At 59.1% G+C, this 24472-nt stretch carries 25 protein-coding genes and 1 pseudogene; 9 read left to right on the top strand and 17 right to left on the bottom strand.

The features are described 5' to 3' along the window. Positions 1 to 69: 69 nt before the first annotated feature. Positions 70 to 753: a YoaK family protein gene (locus ACO1VH_RS08605; RefSeq protein WP_486244234.1), complete on the bottom strand. Its 684-nt coding sequence runs from the start codon at positions 751 to 753 to the stop codon at positions 70 to 72. Positions 754 to 984: 231 nt separating this feature from the next. On the opposite strand from ACO1VH_RS08605, the gene ACO1VH_RS08600 reads away from it, so the two are divergent. After that, positions 985 to 1557 (top strand): TetR/AcrR family transcriptional regulator, encoded by a 573-nt coding sequence (locus tag ACO1VH_RS08600; protein ID WP_486244086.1) that lies wholly within the window; start codon positions 985 to 987, stop codon positions 1555 to 1557. A gap of 118 nt (positions 1558 to 1675) precedes the next feature. Further along, positions 1676 to 2155 carry a nuclear transport factor 2 family protein gene (locus ACO1VH_RS08595; RefSeq protein WP_486244085.1) on the top strand — a complete coding sequence of 160 codons (480 nt, stop codon included), beginning with the start codon at positions 1676 to 1678 and terminating at the stop codon, positions 2153 to 2155. A gap of 99 nt (positions 2156 to 2254) precedes the next feature. Here the strand turns inward: ACO1VH_RS08595 and ACO1VH_RS08590 are convergent, their stop codons facing one another. The 3 genes from ACO1VH_RS08590 to ACO1VH_RS08580 all read right to left on the bottom strand — a co-directional run bounded on the left by ACO1VH_RS08590 (position 2255) and on the right by ACO1VH_RS08580 (position 6338). Then, positions 2255 to 4690 carry a TonB-dependent siderophore receptor gene (locus tag ACO1VH_RS08590; protein WP_486244084.1) on the bottom strand — a complete coding sequence of 812 codons (2436 nt, stop codon included), beginning with the start codon at positions 4688 to 4690 and terminating at the stop codon, positions 2255 to 2257. A gap of 107 nt (positions 4691 to 4797) precedes the next feature. Then, positions 4798 to 5820: a FecR domain-containing protein gene (locus ACO1VH_RS08585; protein ID WP_486244083.1), complete on the bottom strand. Its 1023-nt coding sequence runs from the start codon at positions 5818 to 5820 to the stop codon at positions 4798 to 4800. A gap of 14 nt (positions 5821 to 5834) precedes the next feature. Next, positions 5835 to 6338, bottom strand: a complete 504-nt coding sequence (locus tag ACO1VH_RS08580; protein WP_486244082.1) for a sigma-70 family RNA polymerase sigma factor — start codon at positions 6336 to 6338, stop codon at positions 5835 to 5837. A 237-nt stretch (positions 6339 to 6575) separates the two neighbouring features. On the opposite strand from ACO1VH_RS08580, the gene ACO1VH_RS08575 reads away from it, so the two are divergent. The 4 genes and pseudogenes from ACO1VH_RS08575 to ACO1VH_RS08560 all read left to right on the top strand — a co-directional run bounded on the left by ACO1VH_RS08575 (position 6576) and on the right by ACO1VH_RS08560 (position 9110). Further along, entirely contained in the window at positions 6576 to 7052 is a 477-nt protein-coding gene (locus ACO1VH_RS08575) for a hypothetical protein (RefSeq protein WP_486244081.1), read from the top strand. Continuing rightward, complete coding sequence (locus tag ACO1VH_RS08570; protein ID WP_486244080.1) at positions 7052 to 7471, top strand: DUF2231 domain-containing protein; 420 nt, start codon at positions 7052 to 7054, stop codon at positions 7469 to 7471. The genes ACO1VH_RS08575 and ACO1VH_RS08570 overlap by 1 nt, the downstream gene beginning before the upstream one ends. A gap of 38 nt (positions 7472 to 7509) precedes the next feature. Continuing rightward, a pseudogene (gene folE, locus ACO1VH_RS08565) lies at positions 7510 to 8228 on the top strand (GTP cyclohydrolase I). 171 nt (positions 8229 to 8399) lie between these two features. Beyond that, positions 8400 to 9110, top strand: coding sequence for an RNA polymerase sigma factor (locus ACO1VH_RS08560; RefSeq protein WP_486244079.1), 711 nt, complete (start codon positions 8400 to 8402; stop codon positions 9108 to 9110). A gap of 111 nt (positions 9111 to 9221) precedes the next feature. Here the strand turns inward: ACO1VH_RS08560 and guaA are convergent, their stop codons facing one another. From guaA to guaB, 3 genes are read right to left on the bottom strand one after another with little or no spacing between them, the layout of a single operon-like run. Further along, a complete protein-coding gene (gene guaA / locus ACO1VH_RS08555) occupies positions 9222 to 10841 on the bottom strand; it encodes a glutamine-hydrolyzing GMP synthase (protein WP_486244078.1) in 1620 nt (539 codons plus the stop codon). A 39-nt stretch (positions 10842 to 10880) separates the two neighbouring features. Continuing rightward, positions 10881 to 11894, bottom strand: a complete 1014-nt coding sequence (locus ACO1VH_RS08550; RefSeq protein WP_486244077.1) for a GGDEF domain-containing protein — start codon at positions 11892 to 11894, stop codon at positions 10881 to 10883. Positions 11895 to 11933: 39 nt separating this feature from the next. Then, positions 11934 to 13394, bottom strand: a complete 1461-nt coding sequence (gene guaB / locus ACO1VH_RS08545; RefSeq protein WP_486244076.1) for an IMP dehydrogenase — start codon at positions 13392 to 13394, stop codon at positions 11934 to 11936. Positions 13395 to 13582: 188 nt separating this feature from the next. On the opposite strand from guaB, the gene ACO1VH_RS08540 reads away from it, so the two are divergent. Further along, a complete protein-coding gene (locus ACO1VH_RS08540) occupies positions 13583 to 14104 on the top strand; it encodes a DUF4124 domain-containing protein (protein WP_486244075.1) in 522 nt (173 codons plus the stop codon). Between the two features lie 101 nt (positions 14105 to 14205). On the opposite strand, the gene ACO1VH_RS08535 is transcribed toward ACO1VH_RS08540, so the two are convergent. Next, complete coding sequence (locus ACO1VH_RS08535) at positions 14206 to 14520, bottom strand: RnfH family protein (RefSeq protein ID WP_486244074.1); 315 nt, start codon at positions 14518 to 14520, stop codon at positions 14206 to 14208. After that, positions 14513 to 14944, bottom strand: a complete 432-nt coding sequence (locus ACO1VH_RS08530; RefSeq protein WP_486244073.1) for a type II toxin-antitoxin system RatA family toxin — start codon at positions 14942 to 14944, stop codon at positions 14513 to 14515. The genes ACO1VH_RS08535 and ACO1VH_RS08530 overlap by 8 nt, the downstream gene beginning before the upstream one ends. A 74-nt stretch (positions 14945 to 15018) precedes the next feature. Here ACO1VH_RS08530 and smpB point away from each other — a divergent pair, with 74 nt between their 5' ends. Continuing rightward, a complete protein-coding gene (gene smpB, locus ACO1VH_RS08525; protein WP_486244072.1) occupies positions 15019 to 15468 on the top strand; it encodes an SsrA-binding protein SmpB in 450 nt (149 codons plus the stop codon). Positions 15469 to 15531: 63 nt separating this feature from the next. Here smpB and ACO1VH_RS08520 read toward each other — a convergent pair whose 3' ends face one another. From ACO1VH_RS08520 to ppsA, 3 genes are all read right to left on the bottom strand, one after another. Further along, positions 15532 to 16461: an SPFH domain-containing protein gene (locus tag ACO1VH_RS08520; RefSeq protein WP_486244071.1), complete on the bottom strand. Its 930-nt coding sequence runs from the start codon at positions 16459 to 16461 to the stop codon at positions 15532 to 15534. A gap of 10 nt (positions 16462 to 16471) precedes the next feature. Continuing rightward, a complete protein-coding gene (locus tag ACO1VH_RS08515; protein ID WP_486244070.1) occupies positions 16472 to 16954 on the bottom strand; it encodes an NfeD family protein in 483 nt (160 codons plus the stop codon). A gap of 140 nt (positions 16955 to 17094) precedes the next feature. Beyond that, positions 17095 to 19539 carry a phosphoenolpyruvate synthase gene (gene ppsA, locus ACO1VH_RS08510; RefSeq protein ID WP_486244069.1) on the bottom strand — a complete coding sequence of 815 codons (2445 nt, stop codon included), beginning with the start codon at positions 19537 to 19539 and terminating at the stop codon, positions 17095 to 17097. Positions 19540 to 19723: 184 nt separating this feature from the next. Between ppsA and ppsR the strand changes: the two genes are divergently transcribed. Beyond that, positions 19724 to 20575 (top strand): posphoenolpyruvate synthetase regulatory kinase/phosphorylase PpsR, encoded by an 852-nt coding sequence (ppsR, locus tag ACO1VH_RS08505; protein WP_486244068.1) that lies wholly within the window; start codon positions 19724 to 19726, stop codon positions 20573 to 20575. Positions 20576 to 20581: 6 nt separating this feature from the next. Here the strand turns inward: ppsR and ACO1VH_RS08500 are convergent, their stop codons facing one another. From ACO1VH_RS08500 to fabZ, 5 genes are read right to left on the bottom strand one after another with little or no spacing between them, the layout of a single operon-like run. Then, the gene (locus ACO1VH_RS08500; protein ID WP_486244067.1) at positions 20582 to 21376 is read right to left on the bottom strand and encodes a TrmH family RNA methyltransferase; all 795 of its coding nucleotides are present in this window, start codon (positions 21374 to 21376) and stop codon (positions 20582 to 20584) included. Between the two features lie 2 nt (positions 21377 to 21378). Then, complete coding sequence (rnhB, locus tag ACO1VH_RS08495; RefSeq protein ID WP_486244066.1) at positions 21379 to 22026, bottom strand: ribonuclease HII; 648 nt, start codon at positions 22024 to 22026, stop codon at positions 21379 to 21381. Between the two features lie 22 nt (positions 22027 to 22048). Continuing rightward, positions 22049 to 23230 (bottom strand): lipid-A-disaccharide synthase, encoded by a 1182-nt coding sequence (lpxB, locus tag ACO1VH_RS08490; RefSeq protein WP_486244065.1) that lies wholly within the window; start codon positions 23228 to 23230, stop codon positions 22049 to 22051. Beyond that, positions 23214 to 24002, bottom strand: a complete 789-nt coding sequence (gene lpxA, locus ACO1VH_RS08485) for an acyl-ACP--UDP-N-acetylglucosamine O-acyltransferase (protein ID WP_486244064.1) — start codon at positions 24000 to 24002, stop codon at positions 23214 to 23216. The genes lpxB and lpxA overlap by 17 nt, the downstream gene beginning before the upstream one ends. Next, positions 24002 to 24472, bottom strand: a complete 471-nt coding sequence (gene fabZ, locus ACO1VH_RS08480; protein ID WP_188421171.1) for a 3-hydroxyacyl-ACP dehydratase FabZ — start codon at positions 24470 to 24472, stop codon at positions 24002 to 24004. Before fabZ ends, lpxA begins: the two co-directional genes overlap by 1 nt.

Below are 24472 nucleotides of genomic sequence, written 5' to 3'. Positions count from 1 at the left end.
GGGATTGCCGTTTCCGCGCAGACGGTTACTTTTTTTCACGCCGTATTTCATGCGTGCGACATTTCAATCTCACTGCGGTATCGCCGCCGGAACCGCATCGCGCAGCAGGCTGGTCCACAGCACCAGCAGCGGCGGGATCACCGCGCACCAGACATCGATCAACAGATAGGCAAGCGCACCGATCATGCAGCCGATCGCAAACGCCGCCAGACTACTCGCCATCACCGAAAGACGCGCCTTGATGTCCGCCAGTTGTTCACCCGATGCGCCATGGAGCAGATCGGCGACATCGAGCATGATCTGCGTGGTGGTGCCCGTCATGAGCGTCGTCGGCGGCGCATTGGAAAGATGGACCTTTTGCACCGCATTCTGAATGGACATCGCCATCACCAGGATCATGCCGGTCGTGATCGCCTGCCAGGTATCGCCGTCATGGAACGGGCCCCAACGGATCGCCAGCACCGCGCCGACGATCAGCAGAATCAGCATCAATCCCAGAAAGGTACGCAACACTGGCAAACCCCATGCGAGAAGCCAGTAGCGCAACAGCCGCATGAGTATCACCACCGCGCAAAACACGGGCAAGGCCAGCAGCTTGGCTGCCGCGCCGGACGCTCCCTGCGCCATCGATGCGCCCAGCGTGACGAAGTTGCCTGTCACATGGGCGGTGAACAGGCCGTGCAGCATCAGGAAACCTATCGTGTCGACAAACCCGGCATTCAGGCTCAGCAGCTTGGGGACGTTCGGTTTCAGCAGCATGCGTCGTTTCCTGTTGTTCAATTCGAAGCGGCAATTCTATATGCAAGACGGCAACGTCCGACAGCATCCAAACGTGCACAACAGAGACACTCTTTCATTCCACCGGTATTCCACCGGTCGAAAACCATGATTTTCCGTGGCGTCGCATTTTTTTCACAAAATGCTTGACGCCAAGAGAACGATCGTTCTACCATTCATTCACCCAAAGAGAATGATCGTTCTACCATGATGAATTCGACCATCGATCCACAAAACGACACGCTGAAAAAGCTGCTCGATACCACCGAGCGGCTGATCTATGCCGGCGGCATCGGTGCTACCGGCATGGATCAGATCGTCAAGTCGTCCGGCGTCGCCCGCAAGACGATCTACCGCCATTTCAAGACCAAGGACGAACTGGTCGCCGAAGCACTGCGCAAGCGCGACGAACGCTGGATGAATTGGTTCATCACCGAAAGCGAAAAAGGAGATACGCCGACGGCCAAGCTGCTGGCGACCTTCGACGCGCTGGAACAATGGTTCCTCATGCCGGATTTCCGCGGCTGCGCGTTCATCAACGCGGCCGGCGAAATCGGCGACCCTGCCGATCCTATCCGTGCCGTTTCGAAACTGCACAAGGTCAGGCTGCACGATTACCTGTTGCAGTTGACGAAGGAATACGGCGCCGCCGATCCGGAAGAGCTGGCTTACGAATTCCTGATGCTGATCGATGGCGCCATCACGGTGGCGCTGGTCATGAACGACAGAACTGCCGCACGCAAGGCGCAACAGCTTGCGCGCAGACTGCTCGCCGCTTGACGCGCTTGCCGCAATAGCGCGTACGGGAATCGATCGACGCGCCATCCATGCTTCCATTTGCTGTGATTTGTCGTTTTGTAGCCCGCTGTTTTTCGCCACTTACCTCAAGGAGAACCACATGTCCGCCAATCCGAATGCCCGTCCGCCGCTGCCGCCTTTCACCCGTGAAACCGCCATCCAGAAAATCCGCCTGGCCGAAGACGGCTGGAACGGCCGCGATCCTGCCAAGGTCGCCCTCGCCTACAGCGTGGATACCAAATGGCGCAATCGCGCCGAATTCATCAAGAACCGCGACGAAGCGCAAGCCTTCCTCGCACGCAAGTGGGCAAAGGAACTCGACTACCGCCTGATCAAGGAACTCTGGGCCTTCACCGACAACCGTATCGCCGTGCGCTACGCCTACGAATGGCACGACGACGCCGGCAACTGGTTCCGCTCCTACGGCAACGAAAACTGGGAGTTCGGCGAGGACGGCCTGATGAAAGTGCGTCACGCCTGCATCAACGACCTGCCGATCAAGGAATCGGAACGCAAGTTTCACTGGCCGCTGGGCCGCCGTCCGGATGATCATCCGGGGCTGTCCGATCTGGGGCTTTGATTCCTTGATGAGTGCGACACGCCTGTTGCATACATCGAAATAAAAACGGGCACGGAGCATATTCGCTCCGTGCCCGCTTGTCGTTCTGCGTCAGAAACTTTAGAAACGATAAGTTGCGCTTGCCACCACGCTGCGGCGCGCACCATACCAGCAGTCGCCACGGGAAAGGCAGCTCGCCACATAAACTTCGTCAGTCAGGTTATTGATGTTCAGCGCATAACGCCATTGACGGTTCTCCCATGCCAGCATCGCGTCATACAGCGTAACGGACGGAGTGGTCGGCGCATCGCCATCGCGGAACGAGCTCATGTAACGCACGCCTGCACCGGCGGAAAAACCATCAAGGCCAGCAACGGAGAAGCGCCATTTCCCCCACAGTGCAGCCTGATGGCGCGGCACCTCGTCGAGTTCTTCATCCAAATCCGTGTAGTTGTAGTGCGCCAGCGCGTCGATGCTTTTCGTGATGGAACCGCGCCACTCGAGTTCGACACCGCGACTCTTCGTGCGGCCAGCTTGAATCTGGTTATTCCCGTTGTTCGGATCCTGAACCAGCTGGTTCTCTTCCCGGATGCTCCAGATCGCCGCAGTGATTTGGCTGTTGCTGTCGGCCGGCATGTATTTGACACCGCCTTCCACCTGCTTGCCGCGCTTCGGTTTGTAGCGCTCGCCGTAGAAATCGGCACCGCTAACCGGCGTAAAGGATTCGCTGTAACTGAGATATGGAGACCAGCCGTTTTCTGCCAGATACATCAAACCGAGGCGCTTGGTCGTCGCACTATCCTTTTCATCCTCGCGGCCTTCCAGTTCATTGGTGGCGCGGTCATGACGCAACCCTGCCACTACGACCCAGTTACGACCGATTTTCATCTGGTCCTGCAAGTAGAGGCCGACTTGCCGTTGCACGGCACGCGGCTCTTCCGTCAACGAGACCGGTGCTGGATTGCCATAGACGGGATCATAGATATCGATCGTGTCGTAGGATGCAATATATTGCGAATCGCGATCACGGCGATAACGCGTGTAGTCCAGACCGGCAAGCAGCGTGTGCTGCACATCGCCGGTCTGTATCTTCCCCTGCAAATGCTGATCCAGTGTTGCGATATGGACTTTCGTCACACTGTAATCGGCATCACGCTCGATGATGCGCTGGTTAACCGGGTCCAGCGGGAAGCCGGTTCCGCCAGTACGCAACCAGCCGCGGGCATAGTGGGTGAAGTAATCGACCTTGTTGACCGCGTAGCGAAAATTCTGGCGGAAGGTCCATTCGTCGTTGAACTGATGTTCGAGAAAGTAGCCCAGCGATTCACGATCGGTATCGTAACGATCAGTCGGTTCACCGATGAAACGTCCCGTCGGAATACGTCCATTCGGATTGGGTAGCACCATGCCCTCCCACGGCAGGAATTGCGACGTCGAACCGGTGCGGTCGCGCTGGATCAAACCCTGAAAGGTCAACGTCGTAGCGCCGTTCGGCTTCCATGTCAGCGACGGCATCAGCAACGAACGATCGTCTTCCACATAATTGACTTGGGTATCGGCGTCACGTCCGACTGCCACCAGCCGGTACAACCATTCACCATCGGCAGTCAGCGGTCCCGTAACGTCGGCCTGTACCTGCCGCAATCCACGGTTGCCGACCAACACACCTACTTCGCCCTGAAAAGTTTCCTGCGGCCGCTTGCTGACGAGATTCACCACGCCGCCGGTACTGCCCTGCCCGTACAGCATCGCCGCAGGGCCACGCAACACTTCTATACGTTCCAGCGTGAATGGATCGGGACGTGCTGCACTGGTGTAGTAATCGTTCGCCTGTCGCAACCCATCGATGTACAGATCCGGCGTACCGCTGCGTACCAGCACCGAATCGGTACGCGAATCAAGTCCGTATGCATCGGAGCGCACGCCGGCGGCATAGGTCAGTGCGTCCTGAAGGTTCAGCGCTCCCTGATCGACGATCTGGTCGCGGGTGACGACAGTTACGGCCTGCGGCGTTTCCGCCAGCGGGGTATCGGTCTTGGTAGCAGTTGCCGACCGCGTTGCGCGATAGCCGACGACCGGACCGACCGCGCTCTCGGCATTCGTCACCACGTTGACGGCGGGCAACGTCGATACCGGCGTTGCTCCATCTGCCTGCGGCAGCTTGCGCAGCGAGAAGCCGCCGTTGGTCTCGGCCACAGGCTGCAAGCCGGTGCCGGCAGCCAGCATCGTCAGCGCCTCTGCAGCCGTATAGCTGCCGTCAATACCGCCGGTCTGTTTGCCGGCAACATCTGCCGCCGTATAGGAGATCATGACGCCGGCACTCTGGCCGAGGCGGATCAAAGCGTTCTCCAACGAACCGGCCGGAATCGTGTAATGCTTGCGCGCAGATTGCACCTGTTCGGCATGCGCAACAGCAGGCATGGCCAGCCAGACAGCGCCGGCCGCCGATGCGAACAGAGCGTGGCTGACTGCCAGCACCAGCGCGCGATGCTTCAAGCGCCGCACAGACGGTTTGGAAATGGGACGCGCAAGCGCGCCAGGCGAATAACGATGCATGAGGAGATTCCTTTTCCCGAAAGTGAAAATATGGTCTTCACTCCCTTTGCCCCGCGAGAATCGAAAACACCTCAGCTTTTTTGAAAAATTTTCTGTGCCTTGCCGGATCAAGCATTCTTCGATGGTGTAGGCGTATTGCGCGGCTTCAGACGTACCCAGTAACGTGTCATCGCATGGATTTCGACCGGCAGCGTACGCTGCAGCATGTCCAGTACGCGATCCGTGTCGGCTAGCGGATAGATGCCCGACACGCGCAATGCGGCGATGGCCGGATCGCAGCCCAGGCTGCCGTTACGATACGGCGCCAGCGCATCGAGGAAATCGTCCAGCCGCATATCACGCGCGACCAGCATTCCCCCAGCCCAGGCAGCGGATTGCTCATCGACTTCCGCCAATGGCCTCTCCGCGCCATCTTGCGAAAATCGCGTCTGCTGCCCCGCCTGCACGACATAGTCCTGATCCCGCGCCTTCGCCGGGCGAACACGCACCGCCCCTTCGAATACCTCGACCTGCACATCAGCCTGCCGCTGATGAACGGTAAAGCGCGTACCGAGCGCCTGCAGGCAGCCTTGTACAGTCTGCACATAGAACGGGCGAGCGACTGCCCGCGGATCCGGCGCAGTCTCGATCAGGATTTCCCCTTCCAGCAGCGCGATCAGCCGTCGATCCGCATCGAAATGCACATCAACGGCACTGCGGGCATTCAATGTCAAACGCGTTCCATCATCCAGCATGACGACGCGCCGCTCTCCGGTACCTGTACGGTAGTCGGCCAGCCATTCACGTGCCGGCACGCGTTCCACTGCCAGCCATGCACCGCCAGCGGCTGCCATGATCGCCATCAGCTTGGCTGCACGACGGCGCCCTTTGTCCGGCACATGCTCGGCAGCCAGCACATCATGTGCGGCGGATGACGGCAGCGTGCGCAAACCGGAAAGAAAGGTTTCGACACGCCGCCAGGCGTGCTCATGCTCGGGCTTTTCCGTTCGCCACGTCTGCCATGCATCGCGCATGTCCTGCGTGACGTGCTCGCCTTGCAATAGCACCAACCAATGCACGGCCTGCCGGCCGATGGCATCGGGCAACGGCGATTCAGCCGAATCCGGGAAGATGGCAATAGGCGTATCCATGCATCTTCAGAAAATCAGGTCGCAAACAGGCAGCGATGAAGCGCCTTCGCGATGTAACGCTGTACGCTAGCCAGGGAAATGTCGAGCTCCCTGGCGATTTGCGGCTGCGTCATACCGTCCAGCTGCGACAGCAGAAAGGCACGGCGCACCACAACCGGTAAACCATCAAGGCGGCGATCGATCTCGATCAACGTCTCCAGCAGGATTGCCCTTGTTTCGACATCCGGCACCTCGGGCTCCGGCAAAGCCGCCAGTGCCTCCAGCCAAGCCGCCTCGACATGTCGCCGTCGATAGAAGTTGGCAACCAGTCCTTTTGCCACGGTCGTCAGGAAGGCGCGCGGCTCCTGCGGCGCAATCATCTCCTCACGATTCAGCAAGCGCATGAAGGTATCGTGTGCCAAATCCGCGGCGTCGAAAGAGTTGTCCAGCTTCTTGCGCAGCCATCCCTGCAACCAGCCGTGGTGATCGTGGTATAGGGCGTGCACTTGCTGGCGTGTCGCGGATTCGGCCACTGTCATGGAATATGGCGGCCGGGAGCACCGCGCTGGAACGAAATGATAATAATTCTCATTATATTTCCAAAAAAAGCGGCGACGCAACGATTGCTCATGTAACAAGATTGACCGCTCGAAACCGTCGCGTCTGCATCCACACTGCAAAACGTCATGTCGCGCCATCAAACGATAGGCATCTCACCGTCCCGTCCACGCCCAAGCCGAATGCATCCCTGAACGAGTAAATCCGCAATCGGGAACGTGGCGGAATCTTTCTTCATCCAATGGTCAGGCAGGGTAAAAACGCCGAACAAATTCATCGCCCTCTCGGCCAATTCAGGAACTGAAGCAAAACTGGAATGGACCACAAACCGTTCTTTATATCGACAGGTGAAACAAATGCTGACCTACACCGTTATCGTATTTGCAGTTGCCGCTGCCGGAGGCTTGCTGCTTGCGGCACATGTCCTGCGCAACAAGTTCGGGCCGTGGCTGCTGTCATCGCTGCATGCATTGCTGGGTGCAACTGGCCTGGTTCTGCTGATCGTGTTGCTCGTGCAAGGCAACACTCCGCAAAGAGTGCTGATCGGTTTCGTATTGATGTTGATAGCAGCGCTCGGTGGATTCTTTCTGGCTTCGTTCCATCTGCGTAAAAAGTTACCGCCCAAGGCCGTGGTCGTAATTCATGCCTGCGTGGCCATCGCGGGTTTTCTGACACTTGCCAGCGTGCTTCTGTAATGTCGCGCCATCCCCTGCATCCAGCCCTGGTGCACTTCCCCATTGCTTGCTGGTCGCTGGCCGTAACTACCGACGTTTCCGGGCTGTGGCTTGGTGATCTTGCCTGGCGCTGGTCGAGCGGACTTTTTGCAGTCGGCTGCATCACGGCATTGGTGGCCATGCTTGCCGGTCTGATCGAACTGTCACGCGTACCCGATGGCATTGCGATGCGAATCGCTTACTGGCATATGGGCGCAATGCTTCTGGCCAGCATCTTCTTCAGCGTTCGCTTGTTTCTGCGACTGGAGGATATGCATGCACTGGAACCGAATGTTATTTCCTTGCTGCTGGATGCCGCTGGTTTTGCCTGTTTGATCCTGGGCAGCTGGCTGGGCGGCACGCTGGTTTATCAGCATGGCGTCGGACGCTCCAATCACTGAGTCGAATACATTCCATCACAACACTAAAGAGCCCATTTATGCTGTTAGAACCTGTGCTTGAAAAAGAAGCGGCTTTGCCGAAAGAAAACGCATCCGATCGTATTCGCTATCGTCTCGTCAACGCAAAGCAGCGCTTTCACGCAAACGACAACATTGCCGCCTTCATTCGTGATGGCGAATTGGATGAACTATGTGCCGAAGTCGAGCATAAGATCCACGACCTTCTACGCTCCTTGGTAATCGATACCGCCAGCGACCATAACACCGCCGAAACGGCAAGACGGGTCGCCCGGATGTTCATACACGAAGTGTTTCGCGGCCGTTATGAAAAACCACCCCAGGTGACAGCCTTCCCGAATGTTTCGCAACTCAACGAACTCATGATTGTCGGCCCGCTCACGGTACGTAGCGCCTGCTCGCATCATCTATGCCCGATTCTGGGCAAGGTGTGGATAGGCGTGCTGCCCAATGCAACGTCCGATCTGATCGGCTTGTCCAAGTACGCGCGATTATGTGAATGGATAATGAATCGGCCACAGATTCAGGAAGAAGCCGTGGTCATGCTGGCAAACGAACTGGAACATCGCATCAAACCAGATGGCCTGGCTGTCGTCATGGAGGCAAGTCATTTCTGCATGAGCTGGCGCGGCGTCCGGGAAGATGGGGCACTCATGCAAATTCCGTGATGCGTGGCGCATTTTTGAAGGATGCGACGTTACGGCGCGAATTCTTAAGCTTGCTTAAAAACGGCAGCTGAACGCATGATCAACGCCATGCAGGAAACGTCAGTTGCGACCGAGATCAATACAGGGAAATACGTGGCAAGGAATCTCATGATCAGCGAATCATTCTCTCGCCTGCCGCAGACGGCTCCATTCACAACGTCTGTACACGAAGAACCTTATCCATTCGATAGTCCGGAGACAAGATGCTGAATGGTCGGCAAACATCCACGCTCACGCCAACGCCTCTCTCGGAAGCAGAACTCGTTTCACGCGCCGCCCGGGGAGATGAATCGGCTTTTGAAGCGATCATGCGATGCAACAACCGGCTGTTGTTTCGCACTGCGCGCAGCATTTTGAAGAACGATTCCGAGGCTGAAGAAGCGCTTCAGGATGCCTATCTACGCGCCTGGCGTGCACTAAGCGATTTTCGCTCTGATGCAAAACTGTCGACCTGGCTGGTACGGATTGTCGCCAACGAGGCGTTGGGACGCCTCAGACGAAGGGACACGCAAGTCATTCCACTGGAAACCGCCATGAATTCCATCGAACCAGAAATCCAGGCGTCACTCACCGACGATCCTGACGATCGCCCTGAACATTCGGCAATGCGTGCCGAGATGCGCAAACTGGTGGAAGCGCGCATCGATTTGTTGCCGGAAGCATTTCGTACCGTTTTCATGTTGAGGGCAGTCGAGGAAATGAATGTAGAAGAAGTTTCACAGGCACTCGGCATTCCGGAAGCAACGGTACGAACCCGTTTCTTCAGGGCACGCAGCATGCTGCGCGAAAGCCTGGCGAGCCAGATCGATCTTGCACTCAACGATGCCTTCGCCTTTGATGGTGCACGCTGCGACCGGATTGTTGCAGGCGTGTTGGCCAAGGCAAACTCCGAAGCGCTATCCATCAAAAGTTAGCGAAACTTTCAGGGCATCAATCGCACGAATCGGAAAGAAAAAGCCCGCATTAACGCGGGCTTGATATATGTTTTCTTGCTAGATAACACTGATCGGCATCAGACGTCCGAATCATTCCCACTCGATCGTCGCCGGCGGCTTGCCGGAAATGTCATAGACGACACGATTAATGCCACGCACTTCATTGATGATGCGGTTCGACACCTTGCCCAGCAGCTCGTGCGGCAGATGCGCCCAGTGCGCCGTCATGAAATCCTGTGTCTGCACCGCGCGCAACGCAACCACGTATTCGTAGGTGCGGCCATCGCCCATCACGCCGACCGACCTCACCGGCAGGAAGACGGCGAAAGCCTGGCTGGTCGCGTCGTACCAGTTCTTGTGGAAGTGACTATCGCCACCGCCGGCTGCCAGTTCGGTCGACAACGGAATCTGCGTATTGCGCAACTCTTCGATGAAAATCGCATCGGCGCGACGCAGCAGGTCGGCGTATTCCTTCTTTACTTCGCCGAGGATGCGCACGCCCAGGCCCGGGCCCGGGAACGGATGGCGATAAACCATGTCGTGCGGCAGGCCGAGCGCAACGCCCAGTTCGCGCACTTCGTCCTTGAACAGTTCGCGCAGCGGCTCCAGCAGCTTCAAGTTCAGCGTCTCCGGCAGGCCGCCGACGTTGTGATGGCTCTTGATCGTGTGCGCGCCCTTCTTGCCCTTGCCGGCGCTTTCGATCACGTCCGGGTAGATCGTGCCCTGCGCAAGCCATTTGGCGTTCTTCAGCTTGCCGGATTCGGCCTGGAAAACTTCGACGAATTCACGACCGATGATCTTGCGCTTTTCTTCCGGATCGGTGACGCCGGCCAGATGTCCCATGAACTGATCGGTGGCATCGACATGAATCACCTTCACGCCGAGGTTCTTGCCGAACATGTCCATCACCATCTTGCCCTCATCCAGGCGCAGCAGGCCGTGATCGACGAACACGCAGGTCAGCTGGTCGCCGATCGCACGATGGATCAGCGCTGCAGCAACACTGCTGTCGACACCGCCGGACAAGCCGAGGATGACTTCTTCCTTGCCGACCTGTGCGCGGATCTTCTCGACCGCCTCACTGATGTAGTCCGGCATGTTCCAGTCGGATTTGCAGCCGCAGATTTCGTGCACGAAACGGCCGAGGATCGCCTTGCCCTGCAGCGTATGCGTGACTTCCGGATGGAACTGGAAGGCGTAGAAGCGACGTTCCTCATCCGCCATGCCGGCAACCGGGCAATTCGGCGTGGATGCCATCAGCTTGAATCCCGGCGGCATGTCGTTGACCTTGTCGCCATGACTCATCCAGACCTTCAGCATGCCGTAGCCTTCCGGCGTCGTGAAATCGCTGATTTCCTTCAGCAACGCGGTATGTCCATGCGCGCGCACTTCGGCATAGCCGAACTCGCGCACCTTGCCGTTTTCGACCTTGCCGCCCAGCTGCTCGGCCATCGTCTGCATGCCGTAGCAGATACCCAATACCGGTACGCCCAGTTCGAACACGGCCTGCGGCGCACGCGGCGTATCGCCTTCGGTAACCGAACTCGGGCCGCCGGAGAGAATGACGCCGGCTGCGCCGTAGTTACGCACAAAATCGTCGTCGACATCGTACGGATAGACTTCGGAAAAAACGCCGGCTTCGCGCACGCGGCGCGCGATCAGTTGTGTGACTTGCGAGCCGAAATCGAGAATCAGAATCTTGGAATGCATGGGAAGGAAACCAGTATTAACAGAATGTTTGCGGAATAATCAAAATTGCATATCGGGCCGCGCCTGCTTCACGCAATTGCGCCCTGCGTCCTTGGCGGCATACAACGCACGGTCGGCATGGCCAATCAATTCATCGGTGCCGGCAGCCGGAAACAAATCGGATGAAGCAATGCCGGCGCTGACCGTCAGATTGACCATCGCCTCGCCGATCGGCTCCGGCTCAGCCGCAACCGCCGCACGCATGCGCTCGGCAATTGCCTGCGCTTCTTCCTGCGATGCGCCGGGAAGCACGGCCAGAAACTCCTCGCCGCCATAGCGACCGACCGAATCCTGGCGACGGATACTGGAACGCAGACGGCTCGTCACCTTGACCAGCACGGCATCACCGGCAGGATGGCCGTAGGTATCATTGATCTTCTTGAAAAAATCGAGATCGACGACGATGACCGACAACGGTTGGCCTGCTTTTTCGCAACGAACCGATTCGATACCGAGAATGCGCATGATCGCGCCGCGATTCCACGTACCGATCAGCGGATCGATCAGGGATTTGCGGCGCAAGGTCTTGTTCTTCTTCTCCAGATCGAGCTGGATCGCATTCAGCGAACGCACATGCAGTTCGCGCTCGGCAATACCAACCAGATCGGCCATCGCACGCTTGTCGATCTCGCTGAAGCTGCGTGCGCGGTAGTCGACCAGATGCACGGCGCCGACGATCGCCTTGCCCGCATCGCGGATCGGACTGGCCGCGTGGAAACGAATGCTCGGTTCGCCGCTGACCATCGGATGCGTCGCCAGCAAGGGATCGACGGAAGCATCCTGCACGATCGTCAGCGCATCGGCCTCTGCCAGACTGCGGCAGAATTCGTGCGCAATCGCCTGCCTGCCGTCGTGGAAACCGCTGCTCGCGTCGGCAAACGTTACGACGCAATGTGCGACGTTGAACAACCTTTCGCCGATGTGCTGGATGCGCAGCAACTGTGCATCCGATGCCAATGCATCCGCATCGGCCACAGCGATGGAAGCGGAAACGCTGTTCGGCGTGGTGGTCATGGCTGGGCTGGTCCGGAGGCCGTCCTGTTCCGCCTGCGATCAATCCGCGCGGTAGTTCGGCGCTTCCTTGGTGATCTGCACGTCGTGCACGTGCGATTCGCGCATGCCAGCCGACGTGATTTCGACGAATTCCGCTTTTTCCTTGAATTCATCGATCGTCGCGCAGCCGCAGTAGCCCATCGACGAACGCACGCCGCCGACCAGCTGGTACAGGATGGCGATCGCGCTGCCCTTGTACGGCACGCGGCCTTCGATGCCTTCCGGCACGAACTTGTCGACGTTGTTCGCCGCATCCTGGAAGTAGCGGTCGGCCGAACCGTCGGCCATCGCACCCAGGCTGCCCATGCCGCGATACGATTTGTAGCTGCGGCCCTGGAACAGGATCACTTCGCCCGGTGCTTCTTCGGTGCCGGCGAACATGCTGCCCATCATCACGCTGGAAGCGCCTGCTGCCAGCGCCTTGGCGATATCGCCGGAGAAACGGATACCGCCATCGGCGATGCACGGCACGCCCGTGCCCTTCAAGCCTTCTGCTACATTGGAAATCGCAAACACCTGCGGCACGCCGACGCCAGCGACGATACGCGTGGTGCAGATCGAGCCTGGACCGATGCCGACCTTGACGCCGTCCGCGCCGTGCTCGACCAGCGCCTTGGCTGCCGCTGCGGTCGCGATATTGCCGCCGATGACGTCGACATCCGGATAGTTCTGCTTGACCCAGCGCACGCGATCCAGCACGCCCTTCGAATGGCCGTGCGCAGTATCGACCACGATCACGTCGACACCGGCCTTGACCAGCAGATCGACGCGCTCGTCGTTGTCCGGGCCGACGCCGACTGCCGCGCCGACGCGCAGCTTGCCCTGGCTGTCCTTGCAGGCCATCGGATGTTCAGTAGATTTCTGGATGTCCTTGACGGTGATCAGGCCGCGCAATTCGAAATCCTCGCCGACTACCAGCACGCGCTCCAGACGGTGCTTGTTCATCAGGCGCTTGGCTTCTGCCAGATCGGCGCCATCCGGCACGTAGACCAGCTTGTCGCGCGGCGTCATCTTGGCGCTGACCGGCGCGTCCAGTTCCTCTTCGAAACGCAGGTCGCGGTTCGTGATGATGCCGACGACCTTCTTGCCTTCGACGACCGGAAAACCGCTGATGCCATGCTGTTGCGACAGCGCGATGACATCGCGGATCTTCGTGTTCGGCGGAATCGTGATCGGGTCGCGCACGACGCCGGATTCGAAACGCTTGACCTTCGCCACTTCGCGCGCCTGTTCGCGGGCCGTCAGATTCTTGTGAATGATGCCGATGCCGCCCTCCTGCGCCATCGTGATCGCCAGCCGCGCTTCGGTCACGGTATCCATTGCCGCAGACAGCAACGGAATATTCAACGTGATGTTGCGCGTCAGACGCGTGGCAAGGGAAGTATCTTTGGGGAGAATGTCGGAGTAGGCCGGGACCAGCAGCACGTCATCGAATGTGAGTGCCTTTTGTAGTAGACGCATAGTGTTTTTCCTATTGGCGCAAAAGCGAATTATACAGAAATCCGTCCGCCGCGTCCCGCCGTTTCAGGCCGGATTTAAGCCGTTTTTCAGGCCGCTCCGCCCCGCCGGGCACAAAAATGCGGCTGTCATTGACATCGCTGCGGAAGCATGGCGAAATCGCATCACTCCGCGACTCTCCAGGGATTTCCATGCATACGAATTCGCTCAAACGGCTCACCCTCGCGCTGCTGCTGTCCTGCAGTTGCACCGCAGTACTGGCTCAGTATGTCTGGCTGGACGGGAAAGGCGTCAAGCAATATTCGGACATGCCGCCACCGGCTTCGGTGCCGAACAGCCGCATCCTGAAATCGCCGGGAGCACTGCCGCAAACCGCAGTACCGGCCGCCGCTGACGAAACCGCTACCGAGACCGAAACGGCAAAGGAAGACGGCGCCGCACCAAAGGCACCCCCTACGCTCGCGGAAAAGAACGCCGATTTCCAGAAACGACGCGCGGAACAGGCGGAAAAAGACAAACAGGCAGCCGAACAGGCAAAGCAGGCTGCTGCAAGGAAGAAGAATTGTGAGCAAGTCGGCAACTATCAGCGCGCGCTGCAATCCGGCCAGCGCATTACCCGGCTGTCGCCGACCGGCGAACGTGTCTATCTGACCGACGAGGAACGTGCAAACGCCGTGCGGGAAAACCGGCAGGCGCTGTCCGACTGCAAATAACAGGGAAATGACGGGAATGAGCGGCGCCCGATAGATCGGCTGGCGGAACGATTTGGCGGCATCGAGCTGGGCGCGCCGCGGCCCTGTGCGAGGAAGTCGGGTCAGACGTCCTTGCCGCCATCCTTCCCGCTTTTATTCGCGCGGCGTCGGCGCGAATCCTTGGGATCGGCAATCAACGGCCGATAAATCTCGACACGGTCATGCTCGCGCAGCACCGTATCCAGCGTCTTCAACTTGCCGTAGATGCCAACGCGCCAGACGCTGATATCGATTTCCGGCGCCAGCTCGACAATTCCGCTACGCTCTATCGCCTGCTGGATTGTCGTGCCTGTTGCCACATCCAGCGGCAACAGGAATTGCCGGTCCATTCTTGCGTAACAGACCTGAACGGCAATCGTTGCCGGCGCATCAGCCATAGACCTGCTCCGCCCGCTTGCTGAACGAATCGACGAAACTGGTCGCGATCATGTTGAAGACCGGGCCGATCACGCCTTCGATCAACTTGTTCGAGAATTCATACTGCAAGTCGAAATCGATGCGGCAGGCATCTTCGCGCAACGGTTTGAATTGCCACGTGCCGTGCAAATGCTTGAACGGCCCTTCGAGCAATTGCATCGTCATCGAATGCGGCGGGTTGTTGGTGTTCTCCGTCGTGAAGCTCTGGCGCACGCCGTGAAAATTGATTTTCAATGTCGCGATCAGCTTGTGTTCGCTGCGCTCCTTGACCTCCACACCGCCGCACCACGGCAGAAACTGCGGATAATCCTCCACACGATCGACCAGCGCGAACATCTGTTCCGCGCTGTAACCCAGCAAGACTGTTTTGTGCACTACCGCCATCGATTATGACCCGAGTATGTCCGTTTGATAGAATCGCAAGGTTGCCATTTTAACCGACCCGTTGCAGAACCCTCATGAGCATTGTTGACAACAGAAAAGCATTCCACGACTACTTCATCGAGGAGCGCTTTGAGGCCGGCATTGTTCTGGAAGGCTGGGAAGTGAAATCAATACGAGCCGGCCACGTGCAACTAAAGGAAGCCTACGTGATTGCCCGCAACGGCGAAATCTTCCTGTTCGGCGCACACATCAGCCCATTGGCGACCGCCTCCACCCATGTCACGCCCGATCCGGTGCGCACGCGCAAGCTGCTGCTGAAGGCTGACGAGATCAAGAAGCTGAAAGCCAGGGTCGAACGCGCCGGCTACACGATGGTACCGCTGAACCTGCATTTCCAGCGCGGCCGTATCAAGTGCGAGATCGGTCTGGCAAAGGGCAAGAAACAGCACGACAAGCGCGATACCGAGAAGAAGCGCGATACGCAACGCGAAATCCAGTCGGTGCTGAAACAGAACCGGCGATAATGAACGGCAATAAAAAACGGCGCCCTCAATGTAGCGGCGCCGTCTTCAATTCGTGCAAAGCACTCAGGCCTTGCCGCGTGTTTCCTGCGATTTCACCACTGTCAACGCGCTTGCGATCAGGCCGCTGATATCGCCCAGATTGGCAGGCACGATCAGCGCATTGTTGGTCTTCGCCAGTTTGCCGAATGCTTCGACGTATTGCTCGGCCACCTTCAGGTTCACCGCACCCTCGCCGCCCGGTTCGCGAATCGCCGAGCCGGTCTTGCGGATCGCCTCGGCCGTCGCTTCGGCAATCGACAGGATGGCTGAAGCCTCGCCCTGCGCGCGGTTGATCGCAGCCTGCTTCTCACCTTCCGACCGCGCGATTGCTGCCTCGCGCTCGCCGGTGGCGATATTGATCTGTTCCTGCTTGCGACCTTCCGACGCCGCGATCAAGGCGCGCTTCTCGCGCTCCGCCGTGATCTGCGACTGCATCGCATGCAGAATTTCCTTCGGTGGCGTCAAATCCTTGATCTCGTAGCGCAACACTTTCACGCCCCAGTTGGTCGCCGATTCGTCGATCGCGCCGACGACCGCATGGTTGATCGCCTCGCGTTCCTCGAAAGTCTTGTCGAGCTCCATGCGGCCGATCACCGAACGCAGCGTCGTCTGCGCCAATTGCGAGATCGCCAGAATGTAGTTCGACGAACCGTAGGAAGCACGCATCGGATCGGTCACCTGGAAATACAGGATGCCGTCCACCTCCAGCTGCGTGTTGTCCTTCGTGATGCAGATCTGCATCGGCACGTCGAGCGGGATTTCCTTGAGCGAATGCTTGTAGGCGATGCGGTCGATGAACGGCAGCACGATCTTCAGGCCGGGCCCGAGCGTCGCATGATATTTACCGAGCCGCTCGACGACCCATGCATGCTGCTGCGGCACCACGTTGACCGTCTTGACGACGAAAACGATGACGACGAACAGCAGGAAAAACAGGATGGATGTATCGAACATGGAATTTCCCTTATTGTGACGAATCGGATGCTTCGGCCAGCTCGCGCCGGACGACGTCGGTATTGATGAGGACAAGTCGATTGCCTCTCACCTCGCGGATCATGAACAGTCCCGGCATCGCCGTGCCGCCGGGCGCCAGTTCCGCATCCCACAGCGCGCCACGATACATGACACGTGTAACGGCCGATGCGCCGTCGGCAACACGCCATTCACCGACTTCCAGCGCCTGGCCGATGTCAAGATTGATCGCCGGATCGCGCGCGGCATCGACACGCTCGCTGCGGCCGAGCTTGCTGCGACGTAGCGCGGCAGTGGCGACTGCGGCGACGACGGCCGCGATCACGCACTGCGACGTGCCGTGCAGGCCGACAAAGGCGGCAATACCGCCCGCTGCCGCGCCGAAGGCGATCATCAGCAGATAGAAGGTGCCCGTCGCCATTTCCAGTATGACGAGCACACAAGCTGCCGCAAACCAGATCATCCAGTCTGCCATTCGTTTGCATCCTTTCGATTACAAGCGTGAATCTTCGCCCCGCGCGGAGACGCCTGGAAACCGGCTGTTGCAGTTTCCCGCCACAGTCTATTCCAAAACGCTCTCGGGAAAGAACCGTTTTCTCGGTTTCGCTGGCAGGTCTATCGCCTGCCTGCGAGATTCATCCACGTCTCGACGACCGAGTCGGGATTCAGCGACAGCGAACCGATTCCCTCCTTCATCAGCCACGCGGCAAAATCCGGATGATCGGACGGCCCCTGCCCGCAAATGCCGACGTACTTGCCTTGCTTGCGGCAAGCAGCGATCGCGCGCGAGAACATCGCGGAGACGGCTGGATCTCGCTCGTCGAAATCGGCGGCGAGTATCTCCATGCCGGAATCGCGGTCCAGGCCCAGCGTCAACTGCGTCAAATCATTGGAGCCGATCGAGAAACCGTCGAAATAGGCAAGGAATTCCTCCGCCAGAATCGCGTTGGACGGCACTTCGCACATCATCACGATACGCAGGCCGTTCTCGCCGCGCTTCAGGCCGTTCTTCTCCAGCAGCGCGATCACCTTCTCCGCCTGCCCCAGCGTGCGTACGAAAGGCACCATGATCTCGACGTTCGTCAGCCCCATGTCCTCGCGCACGCGCTTCAGTGCCATGCATTCCATCGCGAAGGCTTCGGCAAAATCGGGAGCCAGATAACGTGCCACACCGCGGAAGCCGAGCATCGGATTTTCTTCGTCCGGTTCGTAGCGCGAGCCGCCGATCAGTTTCTTGTATTCGTTCGACTTGAAGTCCGACAACCGCACGATCACCGGCTTCGGCCAGAATGCCGCACCGATGGTCGCGATGCCTTCGGTCAGCTTGCCAACATAAAATTCGCGCGGCGACGCATAGCCGCGCATCGCAGATTCGACCGCCTTCTTCAGATCGGCATCGATGGCCGGATAGGCCAGCACCGCCTTCGGATGCACGCCGATATTGTTGTTGATGATGAATTCCAGCCGCGCCAGGCCGACGCCGTGATTCGGAATCGACTGGAAGTCGAACGCCAGCTGCGGATTGCCGACGTTCATCGTGATCTTCAGCGGCAAGTCGGGCAAGGCACCGCGTGCGATCTCGGTTACTTCGGTTTCCAGCTGGCCTTCGTAAATTTTTCCCTCGTCACCTTCCGCGCATGACACGGTGACCAGCGTTCCATCGCGCAGCGTCTCCGTCGCATCGCCGCAGCCAACCACTGCCGGCACGCCGAGTTCGCGCGCAATGATCGCCGCGTGACAGGTGCGGCCGCCGCGATTGGTGACGATGGCCGAGGCGCGTTTCATCACCGGTTCCCAATTCGGATCAGTCATGTCGGCAACCAGCACATCGCCCGGCTGCACGCGTTCCATTTCCGACGGATCGCGAATCACGCGCACCGGCCCAGCGCCGATCTTCTGGCCAATTGCACGGCCAACCGCCAGCACCGGGCCGTCCGCCTTCATGCGGAAACGCTGCTGCACGTCGGACGCCGTTTGCTGCGACTTCACCGTTTCCGGACGCGCCTGCAAGATGTACAGCTTGCCGTCCTTGCCATCCTTGCCCCATTCGATATCCATCGGCCGGCCGTAATGCTGTTCGATGATGACGGCGTAACGCGCCAGTTCGACGATATCCGCATCGGTCAGCGAGAAACGATTGCGCAAGTCCGCCGGTACATCGACGGTGCGCACCGATCGCCCTGCCTTCGCCTCGTCGGTGAATTCCATACGGATCAGCTTGGAACCGATGGCGCGCCGGATGATCGCCTGCTTTCCCTGCGCCAGCATCGGTTTGTGCACATAGAATTCGTCCGGATTGACCGCGCCCTGCACCACCGTTTCACCCAGCCCGTAGCTGGCCGTGATGAAGACGACGTCGCGGAATCCCGATTCGGTATCGAGTGTGAACATCACGCCGGCGGCACCCAGATCGGAACGCACCATGCGCTGTACGCCGACCGATAGCGCGACATCCGCATGTAGATAGCCCTTGTGTACGCGATAGGAGATGGCGCGATCGTTGTACAGCGATGCATAGACCTGGCGCATCGCATCGAGCACGTTGTCGATGCCGACCACGTTCAGGAAAGTTTCCTGCTGCCCGGCAAACGAGGCGTCCGGCAGATCTTCGGCCGTGGCGGAAGAACGCACGGCGAACGACGGCTCGCCAGCCGACTTGTCGGCCGATTGCGTCAGTTGTGTATAAGCTTGTGTGATCTCTTGCCGCAGACGCGGCGGGAATGGCGTCTGTACGATCCAGCTGCGGATTTCCGAACCGGCCTGCGCGAGTGCGCGCACATCGTCGATATCCAGCCCCGCCAGCCGATCGGCGATGCGTTGCGCCAGACTGCGTTCGCCGGTCTCGACATGCGCAAGAAAATCGCGATACGCCTGCGCCGTCGTCGCGAAACCGCCCGGCACCCGCACGCCGGCCGCCGCCAGCTGGCTGATCATCTCCCCCAGCGAGGCATTTTTTCCGCCGACCGCATCGACGTCGGTCATGCGCAGACTCTCGAAAGCGATCACGTAGGCATCGGCCTGCCGATCCTGCCTGCTTCGCGTGTGCAATGCTTCAGACATGGGCACCTCGTTCGATGAAGAGAAATCAGCATGCCCGTATCCCGGGCACGAGCCATTTTGTTATTCTTCAACAGCGGTATTGCGAGCGATCCGGCACTCATTCTAGCGAATCCTCGCCTGTCGCGAACGATGGTGAAGCGATTTATTAACTTACGCGATTCTTACAAATCATTTACATCGAATCATGCCCACTCCAGTCGATCCAGCCTCCCGACCGTTGCCGATGCGCACGGCATTCTTCGTTTCGGACGGCACCGGCATCACCGCCGAGACTTTCGCGCATTCGGTGCTCTCGCAATTCGACATGCTGTTCCGGCAGATACGCCTGCCCTTCGTCGATTCGATCGACAAGGCGCATCAGGCGCTACGTCGCATCGACGAAACCTGCATCATCGATGGCCAGCGTCCCATCGTCTTTTCCACGCTGGTCAAGACGGAACTGTCAGATATCGTGCGTACTTCGCAGGGGTTGTACATGGATCTGATCCAGACCTTCGTCGAACCACTGGAGCAGGAACTGGGCATGAAGTCGATGCACACGATCGGCCGCAGCCACACGCCGGCCGATTCTGCCGAATACCGCGACCGCATCGAAGCCATCAATTTTTCGCTGGCGCATGACGACGGCCAATCGAACCGCAATCTGTCGCAGGCCGACGTGATCCTGGTAGGCGTATCGCGTTCCGGCAAGACACCGACCAGCCTTTTCCTGGCGATGCAATACGGCATCAAGGCGGCCAACTATCCGCTGACGCCGGACGATTTCGCCCGCCGGAAACTGCCGCCCGCATTGCTGCAGCACAAGGAGAAGATGTTCGGCCTGTCGATCGCTCCGGAGCGGCTGGCGGAAATCCGCCACGAACGCCTGCCCGACAGTAAATATGCGTCGATTGAGAATTGCCGCTATGAAATCGATGAAGCGGAAAGAATGATGCAGCGCGAAGGCGTGCGCTGGTTGTCGTCGACGACGAAATCGATCGAGGAAATCGCCGCCACCATCCTGCAGGAAATCAAGACGGAGCAGCGTTCCGGCTAAACCGGATCAGCGTGCAGTCCGCTGGCGCACCTGTTCGAAGAAGCAGACTGCCGCGCTGGCCGCCACATTCAACGATTCGATCGCACCGAGATGCGGAATCGTCACGCGATGCGTCGCGCACTCAAGCAAGGCATCGGCAACGCCTTGTCCCTCATGGCCGAACAACCAAGCGACAGGCTGCACCAGATCGAGATCGTAGAGACGTTGCTGCGCATGCGAACTGGTCGCCACGACCGGAATGTCCGTCCTCGCCAGCAGATCGGCCAAATCGACGTGTTCGTATATCTCCAGCAGAAAATGCGCGCCCATGCCTGCACGCATGACCTTGGGCGACCAGGCGAAGGTCGTTCCCGTACTGCAGAACACCTGTTCGATCCCTGCCGCCGCTGCGCTACGCACGATGGAGCCGAAATTGCCGGGGTCCTGCACACGATCCAGCAGCACGGCGGATCGTGTCAGGCGCGGCGGTTGCGCCAATTGCGGCGTCTCAATCAGAAAGAGGATATCGATGCCGTTTTCGACCTGACTCAGCGCATTGAAAAGCTGATCCGGCAGCAGGATGGTTTGCGACGAAAGATCATCGCATCGACGCAGGATGGCTGCTACCTCGTCATTGCGCATCGCCGTTTCACCCACGATGCACAATAGCGGCTTGCCGACTTGAACAAGATAGCTTTCGCAAAGATGCACGCCGTCAAGCAGCGTCCGCCCTTCCTTACGCCGCGCCTGCGAACTGGCCGCAAGCAGTTTCAACTCCTTGTAGAGCGGATTGTCGCGCGACGATATCGGCTTGATCGACATCTTCAAGCTTCCTTTGTAACGTTCACGGTCACGCCCTCGATCAATGCACGCACCGGTGCATAGGACCGGCGGTGCACCGGCGAGATGCCATGCAGGCGCAACCGTTCCAGATGCAGTTCAGTCGGATAGCCCTTGTGCTGGTCAAAACCGTAATTCGGATACTGGGCATGCAACAGACGCAGCGCATGATCGCGCGCCGTTTTTGCAAGAATGGATGCCGCCGAAATCGCCGGCACCAGATCGTCTCCCTTGACGATTGCCTCGGAACGAACGGTCATGACCGGACAGCGATTGCCATCGATCAGTGCCAGCGTCGGCAGCATCGACAAGCCCTCGACCGCACGCCGCATTGCCAGCATCGAAGCCTGAAGAATATTCAGTTCATCGATTTCCTGCTCCGAACATTGCGCGATCGACCATGCCAGTGCATGCGTCTTGATTTCCAGCGCCAATTCGTCTCGCTTGGCTTCGGTCAATTTCTTCGAATCGCGCACGCCGGTTATCGGCCGTGCAGGATCGAGAATGACTGCTGCGGCAAAGACCGGCCCCGCCAGCGGGCCGCGGCCGGCCTCGTCGACACCGCAGATGACGTCGTTCGCATAATCGAACAACGGCAGCGTCGTATCGGTTTTCTTCTTTGCAGGCGGCATGTCTGTAGATTCGTGCAATCGGTTACGCCGTACGCGACGGATGGCCGATCAGGTTCAGTACTGCCTGCGCGCTTTCCACAGCCGTATCGCGCAACAGGGTGTGATGCATTTCGGTAAAGCGCCGTTGCAGATATTCGCGATGTGCATCGTCGCACAACTGCGTCCACATCGCATCGGCCAATGCCTGCGGTGTGGCGGCATCCTGCAGCAGTTCCGGCACCAGGAATTCGCGCGCAAGGATGTTCGGCAGGCCGATCCACGGTTGATATCCCATATGGCGCAGCACATGCCAGGAAGCACGCATCATCTTGTAGGCAATCACCATCGGTTTCTTGAACAAGGCAACTTCCAGCGACGCCGTACCGGAAGCGACCAATACCGCATCCGCTGCAGCCATTGCGCGGTACGACTCGCCATTCGTCACCTGGATCGGTACATCCTGCAATCCCGCCTGCGCGATCAGTTCGTCGAAATACCGGCGTTGCGCATCGCCGGCCATCGGCGCGACGAATTGCAGCGATGGATCACGCTGCCGCAGCAATCTGGCTGCAGCGACAAAGGCGACAGCGTTGTATTTCAACTCGGACATGCGGCTGCCCGGCATGATGGCAACGACGCGCGCATCCGGCTGCAATCCCAGCAAGGCACGCGCCGCCTGCACGTCCGGCTCCATCGGAATGACCTGGGCCAGCGGATGACCGACGTAAGTCGCCGGAATGCCGGCCTTGCGGTAGATTTCTTCCTCGAACGGAAAAATCACCAGCATGTGCGACACGGCACGCGCAATCTTCCTGATGCGTCCGCCGCGCCAGGCCCAGATCGACGGACCGATGAAATGCATGGTCGGAATGCCTGCCTCTTTCAATTGCGCTTCCAGCCCGAGATTGAAATCCGGTGCATCGACGCCGATGAACACGGCCGGACGCTCCGCCAGCAACCGATCGCGCAATGCATTCTGTATGCCCTTGATCTCGCGATAATGCGCCAGCACTTCGAACAGGCCGCGCACCGACAGCTTTTCCATCGGAAAATCGCTGACGAAACCGTGCTGCATCATGTGGGGACCGCCGATGCCGTGCATCAGGGCATCGGGCAGATGGGGACGCAGGCCCGACAATAATCGGCTTGCAAGAAGATCGCCGGACGTTTCGCCGGCGACCAGGGCGATTGCGGTCTTGTCCGCTGCGTCAGCGAATGATGCCACGCGGAGAGTCTTCGATGAATTCGCGCAGTTGGCGCAAATAATCGGCAGCGTCAGGAGAAGCGGTTTCTTCCGCACGCAAGGCGGCTTTCGCCTCTTCCAGCGGAAGTCCCGAACGATAGATGGTGCGATAGCCGCGCTTGATTGCAGCGATCTGGGTGCTGGTGAAGCCACGACGGCGCAGACCTTCGCTGTTGATGCCGGCCGGCACCGCACGATTGCCGGCAGCGGTCACGAATGGCGGCACGTCCTGGCTGACCGCAGCGGTGAAAGCCGTCATCGCATGTGCGCCGATATGGCAGAACTGGTGCACCGACGTAAAGCCGCCGAGGAACACCCAGTCCTCCAGATGTACATGGCCGGCCAGCGTCGCGTTGTTGGCAAGGATGATGTTGCTGCCGAGCTGGCAATCGTGTGCGATGTGCACGTAAGCCATGATCCAGTTGTCGTTGCCCAGTCGCGTAGCGCCGGCATCCTGCACCGTGCCGAGATTGATGGTGACGAATTCGCGGATCGTGTTGCGATCGCCGATGTGCAATTCGGTCGGTTCACCTGCGTACTTTTTGTCCTGCGGCGCCGCGCCGATCGACGCGAACTGGAAAATCTTGTTGTCGCTGCCGATGCGCGTATGGCCCTCGACGACCGTGTGCGGGCCGATCCATGTATTCGCGCCGATCGACACGTGCGGACCGATGACCGCGTAAGCGCCGATCTCGACCGAATCTGCCAGCTGCGCCTGCGGGTCGACGATCGCGGTCGGATGGATGCGCGTCATTACTGCCCCGCTGGCTGGCTGGCGTCGTTGATCGTGCGCATCGTGCACATCAGTTCGGCTTCCAGCGCGACCTGGCCATCGACGGAGCCGACCGCCTTGTATTTCCAGATACCGCGCGCATTGCGCAGGATTTCGACTTCCATCTTCAACTGGTCGCCCGGCTCCACCGGACGCTTGAAGCGCGCACCATCGATGCCCACGAAATACACCACGCTATTGTGGTCCGGCTTCTGGCCCATCGTCAGGAAGGACAGCAAGGCGGCAGTCTGCGCCAGCGCCTCGATCATCAGCACGCCCGGCATGACCGGCTTGTGCGGAAAGTGGCCGTTGAAGAATTCCTCGTTGGCGGTGACGTTCTTGATTGCGGTGATCGATTTGCCCGATTCCCACGTCAACACGCGATCGACCAGCAGCAGCGGATAGCGGTGCGGCAGGTATTCCTTGATCTGGTTGATGTCGAGCGTCTTCAT

It is taken from the genome of Oxalicibacterium sp. (genome assembly GCF_057353965.1).
The sequence above is the reverse complement of the archived record's forward strand: the minus strand, read 5'-3'. Positions and strand labels throughout refer to the sequence as shown.